This is a genomic window from Hymenobacter profundi (assembly GCF_019334315.1).
GTDB lineage: Bacteria > Bacteroidota > Bacteroidia > Cytophagales > Hymenobacteraceae > Hymenobacter > Hymenobacter profundi.
In genome coordinates, this window is the sequence record NZ_JAHWGL010000070.1 from 1 (window position 1) to 16313 (window position 16313).

The window sequence follows — 16313 nt, forward strand, 5'->3', positions numbered from 1 at the left end:
GAAGCATCTCGCTCGCTCCGTTGGATAGTGTACAACGGAGCGAGCGAGATGCTTCGACAAGCGGACGCCAGATCAAACATGACGTTTTAACTACATTCTAAATACCCTAAAGAATCAGCATTTCCTTACTGCACTTCCACGCTCGGTACAGCCGGCGGAGTTGGTTCGTCGCGCACGGTCAGCTTCATAGGATGGTTAACCAGCTCTGGTAGCAAGGCTACGGCCAGCACGTCATCCACGCGGTCGGCGTAATGAATAGTGAGGCCTTTGATGTATTCGGTGGGAATCTCGTCGATGTCCTTGCGGTTCTTCTGACACAGAATCACGTCTTTGATGCCTGCCCGACGTGCCGCCAGAATTTTCTCCTTGATGCCGCCTACCGGCAGCACCTTGCCGCGCAGGGTTATCTCGCCCGTCATAGCCAAATGGCTACGGATTTTACGTTGCGTAAACACCGACGCGATGCTGGTGAAGATGGCAATACCGGCACTGGGGCCATCCTTGGGCACAGCGCCCTCAGGAAAGTGAATGTGCAGGTCGTACTGGTCGAAGAGGCGGTAATCAATGTCTAGCTCCTCGGCCCGGCTGCGCAGATAGGAAAGCGCCGTAATGGCCGATTCCTTCATTACATCACCTAGCTGACCCGAGAGTGTGAGCTTACCCCTACCCCGGCTCAACAAGCTTTCAATGAATAGGATGTCGCCACCCACCGAAGTCCAGGCCAAGCCCGTTACCACACCGGCGGTGTCGTTGTCCTGGTATTGGTCGCGGTCGAAAATGGCGGCGCCCAGGATACGGGCTACGTCTTTCGGTTCCAGGGTTGCCGGATATTCTTCCTCCAAGGCCTTGTGCTTAGCCACGTTGCGCACCACTGCGCCCAACTTGCGCTCCAGGCTACGCACACCCGATTCGCGGGTGTAGTCGTCAATTACGCGCTGCAAGGCGGGCGTGGTGATACTCACGTCCTTGGGTTGCAGGCCATGGTCGGCGAGGAGCTTGGGCCACAGGTGCTTCTTGGCAATTTGGGTCTTCTCTTCCAGTGTATACCCCGTCACGTCGATTATTTCCATCCGGTCGCGCAGGGCGGGCTGAATGGTATCGAGCGAGTTGGCGGTAGCAATGAACAGCACCCGCGACAGATCGTACTCTACCTCCAGGTAGTTGTCAGTGAAAGTGGAGTTCTGCTCCGGGTCCAGCACTTCGAGTAGCGCCGACGACAGGTCACCCCGGAAATCGGCACTTACCTTGTCTACTTCGTCTAGAATAATCACCGGATTGGAAGCGCCTGCTTTTTTGATCTGCGACACAATTCGGCCTGGCATAGCGCCCACGTAGGTTTTGCGGTGCCCCCGGATTTCGGCCTCGTCGCGCACGCCGCCCAGGCTCATGCGCACGTACTGCCTACCCAGTGCTTTGGCAATGGAGCGGCCTAGGCTGGTTTTGCCTACACCGGGCGGGCCATAGAGGCACAGAATCGGTGCCTTCATGTCCTGCTTCAGCTTGAGCACAGCCAAGTACTCCACGATGCGCTCCTTCACCTTTTCCATACCATAGTGGTCCTGGTCGAGGATTTTGCGGGTGCGCTTCAGGTTGAAATTGTCCTTGGTGTATTCGCCCCAGGGTAAGTCGAGCAGAAACTCCGCGTAGTTCACGCTTACCGGATATTCGGCGGCTTGCGGGTTGAGGCGCGTGAGCTTATCCAGTTCTTTGTTGAAATGTTTGGCTACCGCTTCGGGCCACTTTTTGTCTTTCGCACGGACGCGAAACTTGTCTATTTCCTGATCTGGACCATCAAACCCCAACTCATCCTGCAATACCTTGATCTGCTGGCGCAGGAAGTAGTCACGCTGCTGCTGGTCGATGTCGGTATGGACTTTCGTATGGATTTCGCGCTTGATTTCCAGGTGCTGAATCTCCTTGAGCATCAGTTCCAGCAATCGTGTACCGCGCTCCACACCGTCGTTTATCTCCAACAGCTGCTGTTTCACACCTACCTCGGCGTTGATATTCGAGGACAGGAAATGCGTCAAGAAAGACGGCGAGTCGATGTTATCCAACGCCACCTGCGCTTCCTGTGGAATCTCAGGATTCAGCTTCATGATTTTGGCGGCGGCCTCTTTCAGCGAGGCCACCAGAGCCTTCACCTCCTTGCTGTTCTTATTATGGAAGGTCTCGGTCAGGTAGCTTACCCGCGCCGTGAGGTAGGGCACGTCCTGCTCCTGTTCCTCAATCTGGAAACGCTGCTGTCCCTGAATGATGATGGTGGTATTGCCATCGGGTAGCACCAGCATTTTCAGGATGCGCGCCATGGTGCCGGTCTGGTACAGATCGGCCAGTACGGGGTCGTCGCTCTGGGTATTTTTCTGGGCAACTACCCCAATAATCTTATTGCCCCGGTAGGCCTTGCGCACTAGCCGCACGCTTTTCTTGCGCGACACCGTAACGGGTAGTACTACTCCGGGAAACAATACCGTATTGCGTACGGCCAGCAACGGCAGTACCTCGGGAGCGTCTTCGCCGGTAAGTGGCTGGTCGGGGTCGGTGGCAACAATAGAAACCATCTCTACCGTGTCTTTCGCCAGCAGGTAGGGAGTAGCGTCTTGAAAAAAGGATTTACTCATGAGAATAGCGGGGATGCACGATTAATTCGTGCCAGAATGACAGCCTGCTCCGGCACAAACCTGTCCGGTTACGACTGACTTTTGTAAGATTACGGAATGGGCAAGCGTCGTGCCATCAAGGGCCAAAATTCTTTTTTGAAACAGGCTACGCCAACACGGCACGGCACTTGCCCCAGCTTGGGATACACTCCTGCCTGGTAGTATCAGGAATTTGCTATTTTTGGTACCCTCCTTTCCATTCTGACAACGGTGGCGTTGTCTTATTTCTTATGCTACGCTCCCTTTGTTTGTGGCTGGTGCTGCTTGGCAGTTGCGCGGCTTTTCTTCCCGCCCAGGCCCAGCAGAAAACCCCTGCCCCTCCCCTTGCGCAACGAGAGCTGACACGCAATGCCTCTGCTACCAAAAAGTTACGCGTGCGCTCCGATGGCACGCCTACCTTTCCCAACGTCAACCGCATTGCGTTCTACCAAAATAAAAAGGAGCTGAAGGCTATTCAGCAGGCCGAAAAGCGCCGCAACTGGGGACAAGCTCGCAAGTTGCTGGCTGCGTACGTAGGTAAGTTTGGCATCGAGAACTTCGCCAAAAACACGGATATGCTCTGGCGGCTGGGCCAGCTCTACGAGCGCACCAACTACGAGCAGCAGGCCAAGACCTACTATAGCCTGGCGCTGAAGCACCGCCGCCGCGAGTTGAAAAAAGTGCAGCTGTACTACGATTCGCTGGAGCAAAAAACCGCCGATCTGTATGTGCCTATGCAGGAGTACTACGCTATTGTGGAGTACCGGAAAAACCTGGCTACGTTCCATCCGCCTGTAGGCGTGTATACCAGTATGGGCGCAGGCATCAACTCGCCGGTGGAGGACTACGGACCCGCGCTGAGTAGCGAAGCCGGCCTCTTTGTGTTTTCCTCTAAGCGCAAAGTGCGCGGCAACATCAAGCAGGTGGTAGATGAGGACCTGTATACCTCGCGGCAGGAAGGTGAGTATTGGACCGATGCCGAGCCCCTGCCCAAGCCCATCAACTCGCAGTACAACGAGGGCTCGGCGTGCTTCTCGCGCGATGGCAAAACCATCTATTTCGCCCGATGCGAGTGTCCTGACTGCCACGGCAACTGCGACCTGTACTCGGCTACCTTTCAGGATGGGCAGTGGTCGACGCCCAAGAGCTTGGGCCCGACTGTTAACTCCGGGGCCTGGGACTCGCAGCCTACCCTCTCGCCCAGCGAGGACACCTTGTATTTTGCCTCCGACCGCTTGGGCGGGTTCGGTCTATCGGATATCTGGTATACCTACAAAACCAAGAACGGCGAGTGGGCCAAGGCAGAGAACATGGGCCCCGTGGTGAATACTCGCGAAAGCGAGGTGAGTCCATTTTACCACCCTTTGTATAACGTGCTGTATTTCAGCTCCCGAGGGCAGCTGCTCAATTTCGGTGATTTTGATATTTACAAAACCTACCGTGTGAACGGGCGCTGGCAGGAACCGCGCAATATTGGGCCGTTGGTAAACGGCAAAGGATCAGAATATTACTTCACCATTGACCGCGATTCTAAGAACCTTTACTACGCCAGGGCCGAGGCCAAGACGCCTCATAACCTCGACCTCTATTCCTTCCCCCTACCCATGGAGGCGCAGCCGCTGGCTACCACGCACTTCGAAGGCTCCTTGGTAGACTCTGTAACCAACAAGCCCCTCAACGGCATCGTCAGCATTATTGATACAAATAACGGCATCGAAGTCGCCAGTAAGTACCTGCGGCCCGATGGCTCGTTTGACTTCGATCTGATGGAAGGCTCACACTACGTGATGCTCATCCGCAGCCCCGATTATTTCACGGTGGAAAAGCAATTCGACCTGAAATCGGATACGCTGATGAAGCTGATGACGGCCAGTTTCGACAGCAGCCTACCCCTCATCTTCCACAATATTGAGTTTGAGGCCATGAAGGCCAACGTGTTGCCCGCCATGCACGGCACGCTCGACCGCATTGCCCTGTTCATGGTCGACCACCCTACCTACCGACTCCGCATCACGGGCCACACCGACGCCCGCGGCAACCCCGATGTGAACGAGAAGCTCTCCCAGGACCGCGCCGAGGCTATTCGCCGCTACATTGAGCAGAAGGGCAAGCTGCAACCCAACCGCATCGACAGCAACGGATTAGGTAGCACGAAGCCGATCAAGGAAGAAGTAACGGAAGAAGACGCGAAGGTGAACCGTCGGGTGGAATTCCAGTTGATCAAGCCTGAAGGCGAAGGCAAAAAGCCAGCGGCCAGTGGCGGTTCGGACTGGTAATAATCATCTGTCCTCCTGAACGCAGTGAAGGACCTTATCACGCGTGAACGAGTCGTCAGCACGATGGTCGTTCTAGTGTGATAAGGTCCTTCACTGCGTTCAGGAGGACAGACGGCTTTGCTGTTCTGTGACTATAAACTAACCTACAACTCCAGTTTCCGCACGTCTTCGCCGCCGCGGAACAGGGCGCTTTGCTTCTTGCCATTGGCTTCCACGTTCACGATGTTCATTTGATCATCGAAGGTGTCGAGCAACAAATGGTTGCGCAGGTAGAGTGCCGGCGGCGCACTAGACAGCGGCACGGCGAGGTAGAGCCAATGGGCATCATGGTCGCGTTCCATACCTACGTAGCGCCAAGGAAGTATTTCGCCGGGCTTGGTGCCGAATGCTAGTGCCCGTCGCAGCAGCGCCGAGGTAAGCGTAGCCAGTTGCGGCTTGGGGTCTTCCAGCACACTCACCGGCTTGGGCTGCCCCGCCGACAAGGCTTTTTCTAGATCATCGGTGAACACCTTCACCGCTACTTCCAGCTGTTTTTTTTGCGGGTTGTAATGCACGTCCATGATGCTGGCGTGGTAGGTATGCGCCTGTGCCCGGCTCATCATGCCTACCATCAAAAGCAACAAAAACAGCCAACTACGCATTAGAGGAAGTTTTTCAGGATGGGATTGATAATCAGAACGAATGCCATCAGACCCAGAATTAGCACCATACCTACTTTCTGGGCACCTTCAAGGAAAGAGTCGGAGGGCTTACGACCGGCTACCATCTCGTAGAGCAAGAACAGCACGTGGCCGCCATCTAGGGCCGGAATGGGGAGCAGATTCATGAACGCTAGCACCATGGAGAGCATACCCGTGAGCGTCCAGAAACGCAGCCAGTCCCACTTACCGCCGTACTGTTGGGCAATTTCGATGGGGCCGCCCACCGACTTACGGAACGACGCTTCGCCCCGGAAAATCTTGCCGAATGCCTTGGCCTGTGTGGTCACGATGCTGAAGGCCTGCTTGGTGCCCTGCGGTACCGACTCAGCAAACGAGTAGTGACGCGTGTCAAAATGTAGCAGCGACTTGGGGCGGAAACCAATGGTGCCTTCCGGCTCCACCGTAACGGTGAGTTGGGTAGGGGCACCGGCACGTTCTACCGTCAGCGGGATGGTCTTGCCAGCTTGCTTTTTCAGCTCCTGCTGCAACTCGGGGAAGTAGTGAATGGGCGTACCCGCTACGGCTGCCACCCGGTCGCCGGGCTGGAGGCCGGCTTTAGCGGCGGCGCTGTTGGGTACTACTTCATCTACTTGAAACGGGTCGAGGGGCACTACAAACGCGCCTTGGTCCTTCTCAGCGAGGCGGTCCATAAAGTCGGCGGGCAAGTTGATGTCCACCAGCTTGCCGTTGCGGTCTACAGTGTAGTAACTATTGCTACCAAGAATTACCTCGGGCTCGTACACATCATTGAACTCAGTGAACGGATGGCCGTTGATTTTCACAATTTTATCGCCCATCTGGAAGCCCACTTCTTTACCCAACTCATTGGGCAACACGCCATAGCGCACTTCCGAAGCCGGCAGGTAGCTTTCGCCGTGGGTGTAGGTGAGAGCCGTAAAAATGACAATACCAGTAATCACGTTCATGACGATACCGCCCAGCATCACAATCAGGCGCTGCCAAGCTGGCTTCGCCCGAAACTCGTTGGGGGCGGGCTCGGCGGCCAGGCTCTCTGCATCCTGCGTCTCGTCGATCATGCCGTGGATGGCCACGTAGCCACCCAGCGGGAACCAGCCCAAACCGTACTCCGTCTCCCCGATTTTTTTCTTGAACAGGGCGAAATTGAGCACGCCCGGCATCGGAAACAGAAAGTCAAAGAAGATGTAAAACTTATCGACGCGAATCTTGAAATACTTCGCGGTGGCGAAGTGGCCAAACTCGTGCAAACCAACCAAAAGCGAAAGGCCCAGCAACAGGTTGCCGGCCATAACTAATCCTTCCAAAGTAGCGAAGAAATTAAAAATGTAAGATTGTCATCCTGACAGTTCCTACGCCGACTTTGTTCCGCTGCCGACCAGCGTTTGCGCCACGCGGCGCGTTTCCTGGTCGGTGTGCATGTAATCGTCGAGCGATGGGGTAGCAAGGTACGAAACCTTGGTGAGGCAACTTTCCACCAGGTCCGACATTTCCAGAAAACCGATTTCATCGCGCAGAAAAGCGGCCACAGCTACTTCATTGGCGGCATTGAGAATGCAGGGCGCGTTGCCACCCCGGCGCATGGCCTCGAAGGACAAGGCTAGGTTGCGGAAGGTAGCGGTATCGGGCTGCTCGAAAGTGAACTGGGGGTAGGCCAGAAAATCGAAGCGCGGAAAATCCGAGGATAGGCGCTCGGGGTAGCCCAAGGCATATTGGATGGGCAGCTTCATATCGGGCAGGCCGAGTTGTGCTTTCAAAGAGCCATCCTGAAACTGCACCAACGAGTGAATAATGCTTTGCGGGTGCACTACCACGTCGATCTGGTCGTCGCGGAGGCCAAACAGCCACTTGGCCTCAATCACCTCCAGTCCTTTGTTCATCAAAGACGCAGAATCAATCGTGATTTTGGCGCCCATGTCCCAGTTGGGGTGTTTCAGGGCCTGGGCTTTGGTGACGGTGGCCAGCTCCGTCCGGCTCCTACCCCGGAACGGCCCACCCGAGGCCGTGAGGATAATTTTCTCAATCGGATTCTGCTCCTCGCCTACTAGGCATTGGAAAATAGCAGAGTGCTCCGAATCGACGGGTAGGAGTTTCACCTTGTATTTCCGTACCAGCTCAGTAATCAGCTGCCCGGCTACCACCAGCGTTTCCTTGTTGGCCAGGGCAATGTCCTTCCCAGCCTGGATAGCAGCTACTGTAGGTAGTAATCCCGCGTAGCCTACCATAGCGGTGAGTACAATGTCCGAATCGGGGCGAGCGGCTATTTCCGTGAGGGCGGCGACACCGGCCAGCACCTCGGTTTCGGGTTGGTTGGCCAAGGCCGTTTTCACGGTTTCGTACTTTGCCTCATCGCCAATGACCACAACGGCGGGGCGAAACTCGCGGGCCTGTGCAATCAGCAGCTCAGCATTGGACTGCGCCGATAGCGCCGTAACAGTGAAGCGGGTAGGGTGCGCCCGCATAACATCCAGCGCCTGGGTTCCGATAGAACCAGTGGCACCGAGCAGCGCCACGCGCTTGGGGGTAGGGAAGGACATACGCAAAAGTAAGGCGAAGTTCTGCTTCGCAGGCAATATCTGTTCCGGCCTGTCAGCAGAGCAAATGAGGTAGGGGCAGCATGCAGCCGCCCGTTGGGGCGCTGGTCCATTTTATCAACCACAACGACGCGCCCCTACCCTACAGTCAGCAACGATGGGCGGCTTGCAGCCGCCCATATCATTTTATAGAATAGCCTTCACTAGCACCTTCTTCCCATTAAACGCTGCTTCCTCCCCTACCCTCTTACCGCTCAGCGCTGCCGCCACCGGCGCGGCCGGCGACACGGCGAAGTACTCCGTGCCCTCTACCACCATCTTGCCGGCGCTAATACTGAGGTAGAACTGCCCCATACTGGTAGCGACCAATGCACCTGGCCGTACTGTATCGCAGGCCGCTTCGGGGTTGATGCGCTCTAGCTCGGCTTTCAGGTTTAGGGCTTCGCGGAGCTGCACGGCATTGCGGTTGCGCTCCTCGTGGGCCATGGCGCGGCCGGTTTCGTACTTGTCGCCGGCACTGCTCTTGGTTTCGGAGTTGGCCGATTCCTGCGCGGCCAACATAGCCGATTGCGCTGCGTCGATGCGCTGTTGGAGGTAGGCGAGGCAGGCGGCGTGAAGGGCGGGTTTTAGTTGCATAAATGAGGTCCTCCCTTTAAACGTTTAGAGCTTATTCAAAATCGGTGGCCATGCTTGATCTGGCGTCTTAATACTGCCTATTTGAACAAAATTTCAACAAGTCTTAATTACTTCAACACCACATCCACCATCACCGGAAAGTGGTCGGAGGGGTAGCGGCCGCGCATGGAGTCGGTGAGCACTGCGTAGTTGAGCACCGTGTACTCTTTGCTTACAAAGATGTGGTCGATGCGGTCTTGCAGGGGTGCGTCTAGCTTGAAACCCTGGAACGTACCCACGGGGCCGTAAGCGGGCTTTTGGGTAACATCATAAGCGTTGCGTAGCGAGGCTTGGATGATCTTCACTTGCTCCGTATCAGGCGTAGAGTTCAGGTCGCCAACGAAGATGACAGGAGCGTTTTTGGCAATTTCCTTGATTTTCTGCACCATCAGCTTGCCCGATTCGCGACGGGCTTCTACCCCTTCGTGGTCGAAGTGGGCGCTAAAGAAATAGAACTCCTTCTTGGTTTGCGTGTCCTGAAACTTGGCCCAGGTGCAGATGCGGTTGCAGCAAGTGGCATCCCAGCCTTTGCCGGGCTTATCAGGCGTTTGGCTCAGCCAGAAGTCGCCGGTTTGCAGCAGCTTCAGGCGGTCTTTTTTATAGAAGATGGCCGAGTGCTCACCGGCTTCCTTGCCATCGTCCCTACCCTTGCCCACAAAGGCGTATTGCTTTAGTTGCGCCACATCGTTGAGCTGGCTCCGAAAGCCCTCTTGGGTACCAAACACATCGAAATCGTAGTAGCTGACGAGGTTGCGCACCATCTCAGCGCGGTTGGGCCAAGCATTTTGGCCGTCGCTGGCCGTATTCATGCGCAGGTTGTAGGTAGCCACGCGCAAGGGGGTAGCGGCAGTTTTTTGGGCAACAGTAGCTTGCGTGAGTAGCAAGCAGGCAAGAAGTAGCGAAAGAAAAAGACGCATGGGCAAGAATAGAGCAGAAAGATGAAAGATGACGCTTAGGGCATTGAGGGGCCAAGTTAGGCTTCTTACCGAAATTGGCCTTCTTACCTAGCTAGGGCTACCATTACACTGCCATTAGCCCCTCGGCCAATATCCGGTCGTTGCTGAGGCGGGGCACCTTGTTCTGCCCGCCCAGTTTCCCCTGGCTTTTCATATACCGCTGAAACGCACCAGCGGACAGGGCAGTGAGTTGCAACGGAGCCAGAATATTGCCGGCCATCAGGTCGTCGTAGTACACGTTGCGCTGGCGCAAGCCTGCATCCAGAGCCGCGGCAAAGGCGGCGGTATCACGTGGGGGCTGGGCAAACTCGATGAGCCACTCGTGGCGGGAGGGCACGGCAGGGTCGTCGCTGACGAGTGGGGCCACTGTAAATTCCACTACCTCTACCTCGGGGTGCTGGCGCATGGCTTCGCGCAGGGTTTGCTCTACCTCCTCCCCAATTACGTGCTCACCGAAGGCCGATAGAAAATGCTTAATGCGCCCCGACACCACCACGCGGTGCGGGAAGCGACTCACGAAGCGCACTGTGTCGCCGAGGGAGTAGCCCCACAGGCCAGCGTTGCTGCTGAGCACGACAGCGTATTGCTGATCTAGCTCTACTTCCCCAATGGTCAGGCGGGGCGGATTATCCTCAAAAAAACGCTCGGCCGGAATAAATTCAAAGAAAATCCCGGCATCCAACAACAGCAGCAATCCTGGGTTGCCAGGCTGATCTTGAAAGGCCAGGAAGCCTTCAGAGGCCGGGAAGGTCTCGATGCTGTCAACTGGTCCGCCAATGGTTTCAAACAGCTTCTTGCGGTAGGGCTCGAAGTTGACGCCGCCGTACACAAACAGGCCAAAGTCAGGGAAGACTTCCTTCACGGTTTTGCCCGTGCGCGCTACAATACGGTCGAAGTACATCTGCACCCACGGCGGAATACCGGAAATCAAGGACATGGGCTGCCCCAAGGTTTCCTCCACAATATGGTCGAGCTTGGTTTCCCAATCGTCGATGATGTTGGTAGCGTAGCTCGGCAGCTGACTACGGCGCAGGTAGGCCGGCACGTGGTGGTTGACAATGCCCGACAACCGGCCCGTAAGGATGCCGTTGACCAGTTCCAGCTCTGGACTACCCGACAAAAACATCAGCCGGCCATCCAGAAACTGGCTGCGGCCGGTATAGTCGATGTAGTGCAATAGCGCATCGCGGGCCCCATTGATGTGGTTGGGCATACTGTCCCGCGTGAGCGGAATGTATTTGGCGCCGCTGGTAGTACCCGAGGTTTTGGCCAGATACAGTGGGCGGCCAGGCCAAAGCACGTCGGCCTCGCCGGCTTGCACCCGGTCGAGGTAGGGGCGCAGGGCTTCGTAATCGCGCACCGGCACCTGGCGAGCCAAGCCAGCGGCGTCGCTGATGGCCCGAAAATCGTGGTCGTGGCCGAAAGCCGTACGACTACCCGCGCCCAGCAAGCTCGTCAGAACGCGCTGCTGCGTACCTACCGGGTCCTGCATCCAGCGCTGGTAGCGGTGGGCAACATAAGCCGCCAAAGGTCGGCTCAGAGTAGCTTTCAACGCCATATTTCTAAATCAGCTGAACAGTAAACTCCGCAAAGGTAGCAACCTGTGTAACCCTAGACGATGTGAGTTTAGCACTACCTACGTAGAAAGCGGCGCCTTGGTCAACTCCTCGGCTCGTATTACACAGCCACAAACGGGAAAACGCCCCTACCCTCTGCAACCTACTACTGCCAGTATTGGTATGTAGTACTGGTATTTTCCTCATCACCCCTTTTCTCTTTCCCATGATCAACCAACGTGGCAATGCCGTATGGAACGGCGACATCAAAGGTAGCGGCACCATCACCAGCCAGAGTGGCCAGCTGGATGCTCCCTACTCCACCGGCGCCCGCTTCGATGGCAAGCCCGGCACCAACCCCGAAGAACTGATTGGCGCGGCCCATGCCGGCTGCTACACCATGTTCCTGACCAGCCACCTGACGAAAGCCGGCTACCAGGTAAAGCAAATCCGCACCGAGTCGAAGGTGACCCTGGACCCCTCGGGCGACACACCAAAAGTGGTGAAGATTGCCCTGAAAACGGAAGGAGAAGTAGAAGGTATTTCGCAGGAAGAATTTCAGAAGCAAGCCGAAAACGCCAAAGAGAACTGCCCTATCTCGCAGCTTCTTAGCGCCGTACCCGAAATGGAATTGACTTCAGCCACGCTGAAATAAGCTGAGCATGAAGCAGAAAGCGGTGTGTTACGCTGAGTGGAGCGAAGGAACCTCTTCTATCAATACGATAAGCGTAACAATGTAAGAAGGTCCTCCACTCTACTCAGGATGACACACCGTTTTGCTGAAGGACATCAGAAAACTGAGTTACTTTGCTGCTGTCCTACCTTATTTTGCGCTGTATGCCTCCTACCTCTACCCGTATTCGTCTGCAACCTGCCAACAACTCCCGCATCCCGTTTTGGGGGCAGATGGCTATTGGCTTGCTCTGGATTTTCTACGTTGGCTCACGGCTGGTAGCTGACAGCAATAGTACTGACCAGCACTTCCTGGATTACGTGTTCCTGGCGTTCAGCCTGATTTATATTGGCTATGTACTGGTCAACAACGCGCCTATTTTCGGCACCCAGACCTACCTAGAGTTCACGCCGGCTTACATGGTACACAAAGGTGGGCTGTTTCGGCCCAAGCAGGCTTTTCCGGCCGAGGATATTGCCAAGCTGGAGTTGGCCCTGCGCCAACTGCGTGTGCAGCTCAAGGACGGCAATAACTATGTACTGAGCTTACGCGAGGTACGTGGTACCCGCCGCCGCCGTATTCTGCACGAGCAAGTGCAACGATTTGCATCAAATCACCAGATTCCGTTGCACGACTCTCAGGAGAAGTAGACCACAAGATAAATAGAACGTCATGCTGAGCTTGCCGAAGCATCTCTACCGTGAGTAATCAATTTACTCACGGTAGAGATGCTTCGGCAAGCTCAGCATGACGTTCTGCTTTGTAGTGCGTCTACCTCACTCCTACTTCCCCGCGAACTTCTTTCGTAGCTCCTGCACCGAACTGCGGAAGCTTTTGTCACTGTCGATCAGGTCCGACACGGTTTGTACGGAGTGGATGACGGTGCTATGGTCGCGCCCACCGAAGTGATGGCCGATGCTTTTCAGCGAATGAGTAGTGTGTTCTTTGGCGAAGTACATAGCCACCTGCCGAGCCGTTACCACCTCTTTCTTGCGGGTTTTGGCCTTCAGCAATTCCACGGGTAGGCTGAAATACTCGGCCACGGTTTTCTGGATGAAGTCGAGGTTGACTTCAGCTTCTACCTCCTCAATGATGTGGCGTAGGGCCTGCTTGGCCATTTCCAGGTCAATCTCGCGGCGGTTTAGGCTACTTTGGGCCACCAGCGAAATCAGCACACCTTCCAGTTCGCGCACGTTGGTATTCACGCTGTGGGCCAGGTATTCCACCACTTGCGGCGGAATATCGATGCCATCCTGCTGCATCTTGTTCTGGATGATGGCCATGCGCGTCTCAAAGTCGGGGCTTTGCAAGTCGGCGGTGAGGCCCCACTTGAAGCGCGAGAGTAGGCGGTCTTCCAGGCCGTTCAGATCGCGCGGGGGCCGGTCGGAGGTCATCACGATTTGCTTACCGGCCTGGTGCAAGTGGTTGAAGATGTGAAAGAACATCTCCTGCGTCTTGTCCTTGCCCGACATAAACTGCACGTCGTCCAAGATCAGAATATCCACCAACAGATAGAAGTTGGCAAAATCCTGCACCGAGTTGATGCGCACGCTCTCGATAAACTGGTTCGTGAACTTCTCCGCCGACACGTAGAGCACGAACCGATCTGGTGTGGTGGCCTTGATGTGGTTGCCAATGGCCTGCACCAAATGCGTTTTGCCCAATCCTACCCCGCCGTATACCATCAGCGGGTTGAAGGAAGTAGTGCCCGGCTTGTTCGCCACCGCCAAACCCGCCGAGCGGGCCAGGCGGTTGCAGTCTCCCTCGATGTAGTTCTCGAAGGTGTAAGTGGTGTTGAGTTGAGAGTTGACGTAGTTGCGGTCGACTACCTTAATGGCTTCGAAGGGGTTGCGCAGGGTAGACGGCGTAGCCGCCGGGGCTGCCGCCGCGCCCGCCACGTGCCGCGCCGACGACGACATGGGTCCCGCGGCTAAAGCCGCCGCTGGTCCGGCCGAAGGGGCCGGCTGGGCTGCCTTGCGCGAGGTAGGCAAATTGAGGGTACGCGGCTGCGACTGGGCATTGCCCTGATCCACTACAATCGAGTACTCCAGGCGGCCATCGGCGCCTAACTCCTGGAAGATACTTTTCTTCAGTACGTCCACGTAATGCTCCTCCAGCCACTCATAAAAAAATTGGCTGGGGACTTGAATAATCAATACGTTGTTGTGGAGCTGCACCGGCACAATGGGCTCAAACCACGTGCGGAAGCTCTGCTCACCAATATTCGCTTTGATGACGCGCAGACAGTTGACCCATACGGTTCTAAAATCCTTCAGCATCAAACAGTTACAGCAACAAAAAAGGCGAGCAAATAGTGTACAGAAAGCCGTCGTTACGAACCGGGGAGCAGTTCGTTTCCGGCAAAGGGAGACAAAAATGTGGAAAAGTCAGGAGACAAAAAAACGCCCCTTTCTCTTGCTTTTGTCAACTTTCCGTTAGGCCGTGTGAATAGGCACTACGGCAGCAGCGGCTACAGCTGGGCGGCGGGTAGTCTTCGTAAATGTGTAGTCGAGACGGCCGAGGTTGATACCCGACCAGCCTACCTGGTTGATGAGCGTCTGGTGGCCGTTGGAGCCGGCTACTACGTCGGGTTTGTCGAGGAAGGTGTGGGTGTGCCCGCCTAGAATCAGGTCGATGCCGGGGGCGCCGGCCGCCAGCTTGAAGTCGTCAATTTTGGGGCCTTTGTATTGGTAGCCCAGATGCGAAAGGCAAATCACCATGTCGCAACGCTCGGGGCCGCGCAGCTGGGTTATCATCTTGTTGGCAACCATGATAGGGTCGAGGTATTGGGTAGCCCCGAAGTTTTTATCAGCTACCAAACCGGCTAGCTCAATGCCTACCCCAAACACACCAATGCGGTGCCCGGCTTTCTCGAATACTTTATACGGCTTAAACTTGCCGGCCAGAATGGTATTCGAGAAGTCGTAGTTGGCAATCAGGAATGGAAAACCTGCATTGGGCAACTGCTTTTGCAAACCTTCCAGGCCGTTGTCGAAGTCGTGGTTACCGAGGGTGCTGGCGTCGTAGGCCATTTCCGTCATCAGCTTATACTCCAGCTCGCCCTCGAAGAAGTTGAAGTAGGGCGTGCCCTGCCAGATGTCGCCCGAGTCGAGGAGCAGCACGTGCGGCTCCTGCTGCCGAATCTGCTGAATCAGGGCGGCGCGACGGGCCATGCCGCCCATGTTGGCCCACTGCCCGCCGTTGTCGGGAAAGGGGTCAATGCGCGAGTGCATATCGTTGGTGTGCAAAATCACCAGCCGGCCCTTGGTATCAGCCGCAGTGGCCGAGTGGTTTAGGCCCAATAGCCCCAGACTGGCCGCACCCAGCGTCGAATGCTTTATAAAATCGCGACGGTTCACGTTGGAAATGTTGAAGTATGAATGTTGCGTTTTGAGTTGAGTTTCTATCACATGCATGAAATAAGAAGGATAGAGCGTCGCTTTCCACAACCTCTCTAAGCCATTCAAAATTCAACACTTGAAACTCAACACATCATTTTACCCTGCCTTCTACTCGGGCTTCTATGGGTTTGCCCTGGGCCGTTAGGCTCGTGATTTTGTCGGCAATGGCCTGGCGCAGCAGCACACCCGTGTCGCGCTGCGTGAGTGGTTTGAAGAAAAGCAGGTTGTCGCCGCCACCGGCCAGGTAGTCGGAAATGGCAATGGCGTAGACGCGGGCCGGGTTGAAGGGCTGTCCGCCAATGTGGATATCAGTAGCCTTACCATCGGGCGAAACGGTATAGATGGCCCCTGAAATAGGCATTTTGATGCGGGCGGAATAGTCGAATAGCTGCTGCACTACGGGGCCGGGGGCATCCAGCACCACCAACTTATTCTCGAACGGCATCAGCTCGAACACCGAGCCCAGCGTGATGGGGCCAGCCGGAAAAGCCGTGCGCAGTCCCCCGTTGGTCATCACGGCCAGATCGATGGGCTGGTGCAGGGCTACGGCGGCGCGCTCGCGCTGCAAGTCGGCCACAAAATTACCGAGCGGCGACTCGCCCGCATTTTTGGTGAGGGCTACCGGTGCCGTGCCCAGTACCGCCGACATCTGCTCCGTAACGCGCTGACGGTAGGGCGCAATTTCGGCGGCCATTTTTGCATCCTCGGGCTGGGTTTTATCGACGGGGCGGGCCGTGATAGGTGGCAAGGTAGCCTGAGCCTGGTAGGCAGCGCGCTGGCAGGCAGGCAGCAGGGCTACAGCCAGCAGCAAGCCAAAAGCAGTGGTACGAGTGCGAAAAAACGACATAAGCAGAAGGGGCATACAGAAGCACAAAGGTACGCGAATTACGCGTTGCGGCTGCGCTCCTATGCGTGTGGAAGTTTGT

13 protein-coding genes are annotated in these 16313 nt (G+C 56.0%); 3 read left to right on the top strand and 10 right to left on the bottom strand.

What is annotated here, in order from left to right:
• Positions 1-125: 125 nt before the first annotated feature.
• Positions 126-2621 (bottom strand): endopeptidase La, encoded by a 2496-nt coding sequence (lon, locus tag KYK14_RS15240; RefSeq protein ID WP_219159984.1) that lies wholly within the window; start codon positions 2619-2621, stop codon positions 126-128.
• A gap of 269 nt (positions 2622-2890) precedes the next feature.
• Here lon and KYK14_RS15245 point away from each other — a divergent pair, with 269 nt between their 5' ends.
• The gene (locus KYK14_RS15245; RefSeq protein ID WP_219159986.1) at positions 2891-4915 is read left to right on the top strand and encodes an OmpA family protein; all 2025 of its coding nucleotides are present in this window, start codon (positions 2891-2893) and stop codon (positions 4913-4915) included.
• 143 nt (positions 4916-5058) lie between these two features.
• Here KYK14_RS15245 and KYK14_RS15250 read toward each other — a convergent pair whose 3' ends face one another.
• From KYK14_RS15250 to KYK14_RS15275, 6 genes are all read right to left on the bottom strand, one after another.
• The gene (locus KYK14_RS15250) at positions 5059-5556 is read right to left on the bottom strand and encodes a DUF6702 family protein (protein ID WP_219159988.1); all 498 of its coding nucleotides are present in this window, start codon (positions 5554-5556) and stop codon (positions 5059-5061) included.
• Entirely contained in the window at positions 5556-6899 is a 1344-nt protein-coding gene (gene rseP, locus KYK14_RS15255) for an RIP metalloprotease RseP (protein WP_246601870.1), read from the bottom strand. The genes KYK14_RS15250 and rseP overlap by 1 nt, the downstream gene beginning before the upstream one ends.
• 45 nt (positions 6900-6944) lie before the next feature.
• The gene (locus KYK14_RS15260) at positions 6945-8129 is read right to left on the bottom strand and encodes a 1-deoxy-D-xylulose-5-phosphate reductoisomerase (RefSeq protein ID WP_208309419.1); all 1185 of its coding nucleotides are present in this window, start codon (positions 8127-8129) and stop codon (positions 6945-6947) included.
• Positions 8130-8312: 183 nt separating this feature from the next.
• Complete coding sequence (locus KYK14_RS15265; RefSeq protein WP_208309420.1) at positions 8313-8762, bottom strand: 3-oxoacyl-ACP synthase; 450 nt, start codon at positions 8760-8762, stop codon at positions 8313-8315.
• Between the two features lie 107 nt (positions 8763-8869).
• Positions 8870-9718, bottom strand: a complete 849-nt coding sequence (locus tag KYK14_RS15270; protein WP_219159990.1) for an endonuclease/exonuclease/phosphatase family protein — start codon at positions 9716-9718, stop codon at positions 8870-8872.
• Between the two features lie 103 nt (positions 9719-9821).
• Positions 9822-11315 (bottom strand): GH3 family acyl-acid amido synthetase, encoded by a 1494-nt coding sequence (locus tag KYK14_RS15275; protein WP_185281063.1) that lies wholly within the window; start codon positions 11313-11315, stop codon positions 9822-9824.
• Positions 11316-11539: 224 nt separating this feature from the next.
• Here KYK14_RS15275 and KYK14_RS15280 point away from each other — a divergent pair, with 224 nt between their 5' ends.
• Entirely contained in the window at positions 11540-11968 is a 429-nt protein-coding gene (locus tag KYK14_RS15280) for an OsmC family peroxiredoxin (protein WP_185281064.1), read from the top strand.
• A 182-nt stretch (positions 11969-12150) separates the two neighbouring features.
• Positions 12151-12636: a hypothetical protein gene (locus tag KYK14_RS15285; RefSeq protein ID WP_185281065.1), complete on the top strand. Its 486-nt coding sequence runs from the start codon at positions 12151-12153 to the stop codon at positions 12634-12636.
• A gap of 132 nt (positions 12637-12768) precedes the next feature.
• Here KYK14_RS15285 and dnaA read toward each other — a convergent pair whose 3' ends face one another.
• The 3 genes from dnaA to KYK14_RS15300 form a co-directional block, all read right to left on the bottom strand.
• A complete protein-coding gene (dnaA, locus tag KYK14_RS15290; protein ID WP_185281066.1) occupies positions 12769-14265 on the bottom strand; it encodes a chromosomal replication initiator protein DnaA in 1497 nt (498 codons plus the stop codon).
• Positions 14266-14421: 156 nt separating this feature from the next.
• Complete coding sequence (locus tag KYK14_RS15295) at positions 14422-15345, bottom strand: bifunctional metallophosphatase/5'-nucleotidase (RefSeq protein ID WP_343217120.1); 924 nt, start codon at positions 15343-15345, stop codon at positions 14422-14424.
• A 133-nt stretch (positions 15346-15478) separates the two neighbouring features.
• Positions 15479-16249 (bottom strand): 5'-nucleotidase C-terminal domain-containing protein, encoded by a 771-nt coding sequence (locus tag KYK14_RS15300; protein ID WP_246601871.1) that lies wholly within the window; start codon positions 16247-16249, stop codon positions 15479-15481.
• Positions 16250-16313: the final 64 nt, after the last annotated feature.

Bases quoted from the DNA above. Each gene is read 5' to 3' on its own strand.
- KYK14_RS15260 (WP_208309419.1), bottom strand. From the start codon at position 8,129: ATGTCCTTCCCTACCCCCAAGCGCGTGGCGCTGCTCGGTGCCACTGGT.
- KYK14_RS15270 (WP_219159990.1), bottom strand. From the start codon at position 9,718: ATGCGTCTTTTTCTTTCGCTACTTCTTGCCTGCTTGCTACTCACGCAA.
- lon (WP_219159984.1), bottom strand. From the start codon at position 2,621: ATGAGTAAATCCTTTTTTCAAGACGCTACTCCCTACCTGCTGGCGAAA.
- KYK14_RS15245 (WP_219159986.1), top strand. From the start codon at position 2,891: ATGCTACGCTCCCTTTGTTTGTGGCTGGTGCTGCTTGGCAGTTGCGCG.
- KYK14_RS15250 (WP_219159988.1), bottom strand. From the start codon at position 5,556: ATGCGTAGTTGGCTGTTTTTGTTGCTTTTGATGGTAGGCATGATGAGC.
- KYK14_RS15300 (WP_246601871.1), bottom strand. From the start codon at position 16,249: ATGCCCCTTCTGCTTATGTCGTTTTTTCGCACTCGTACCACTGCTTTT.
- KYK14_RS15285 (WP_185281065.1), top strand. From the start codon at position 12,151: ATGCCTCCTACCTCTACCCGTATTCGTCTGCAACCTGCCAACAACTCC.
- dnaA (WP_185281066.1), bottom strand. From the start codon at position 14,265: ATGCTGAAGGATTTTAGAACCGTATGGGTCAACTGTCTGCGCGTCATC.
- KYK14_RS15275 (WP_185281063.1), bottom strand. From the start codon at position 11,315: ATGGCGTTGAAAGCTACTCTGAGCCGACCTTTGGCGGCTTATGTTGCC.
- KYK14_RS15280 (WP_185281064.1), top strand. From the start codon at position 11,540: ATGATCAACCAACGTGGCAATGCCGTATGGAACGGCGACATCAAAGGT.
- KYK14_RS15265 (WP_208309420.1), bottom strand. From the start codon at position 8,762: ATGCAACTAAAACCCGCCCTTCACGCCGCCTGCCTCGCCTACCTCCAA.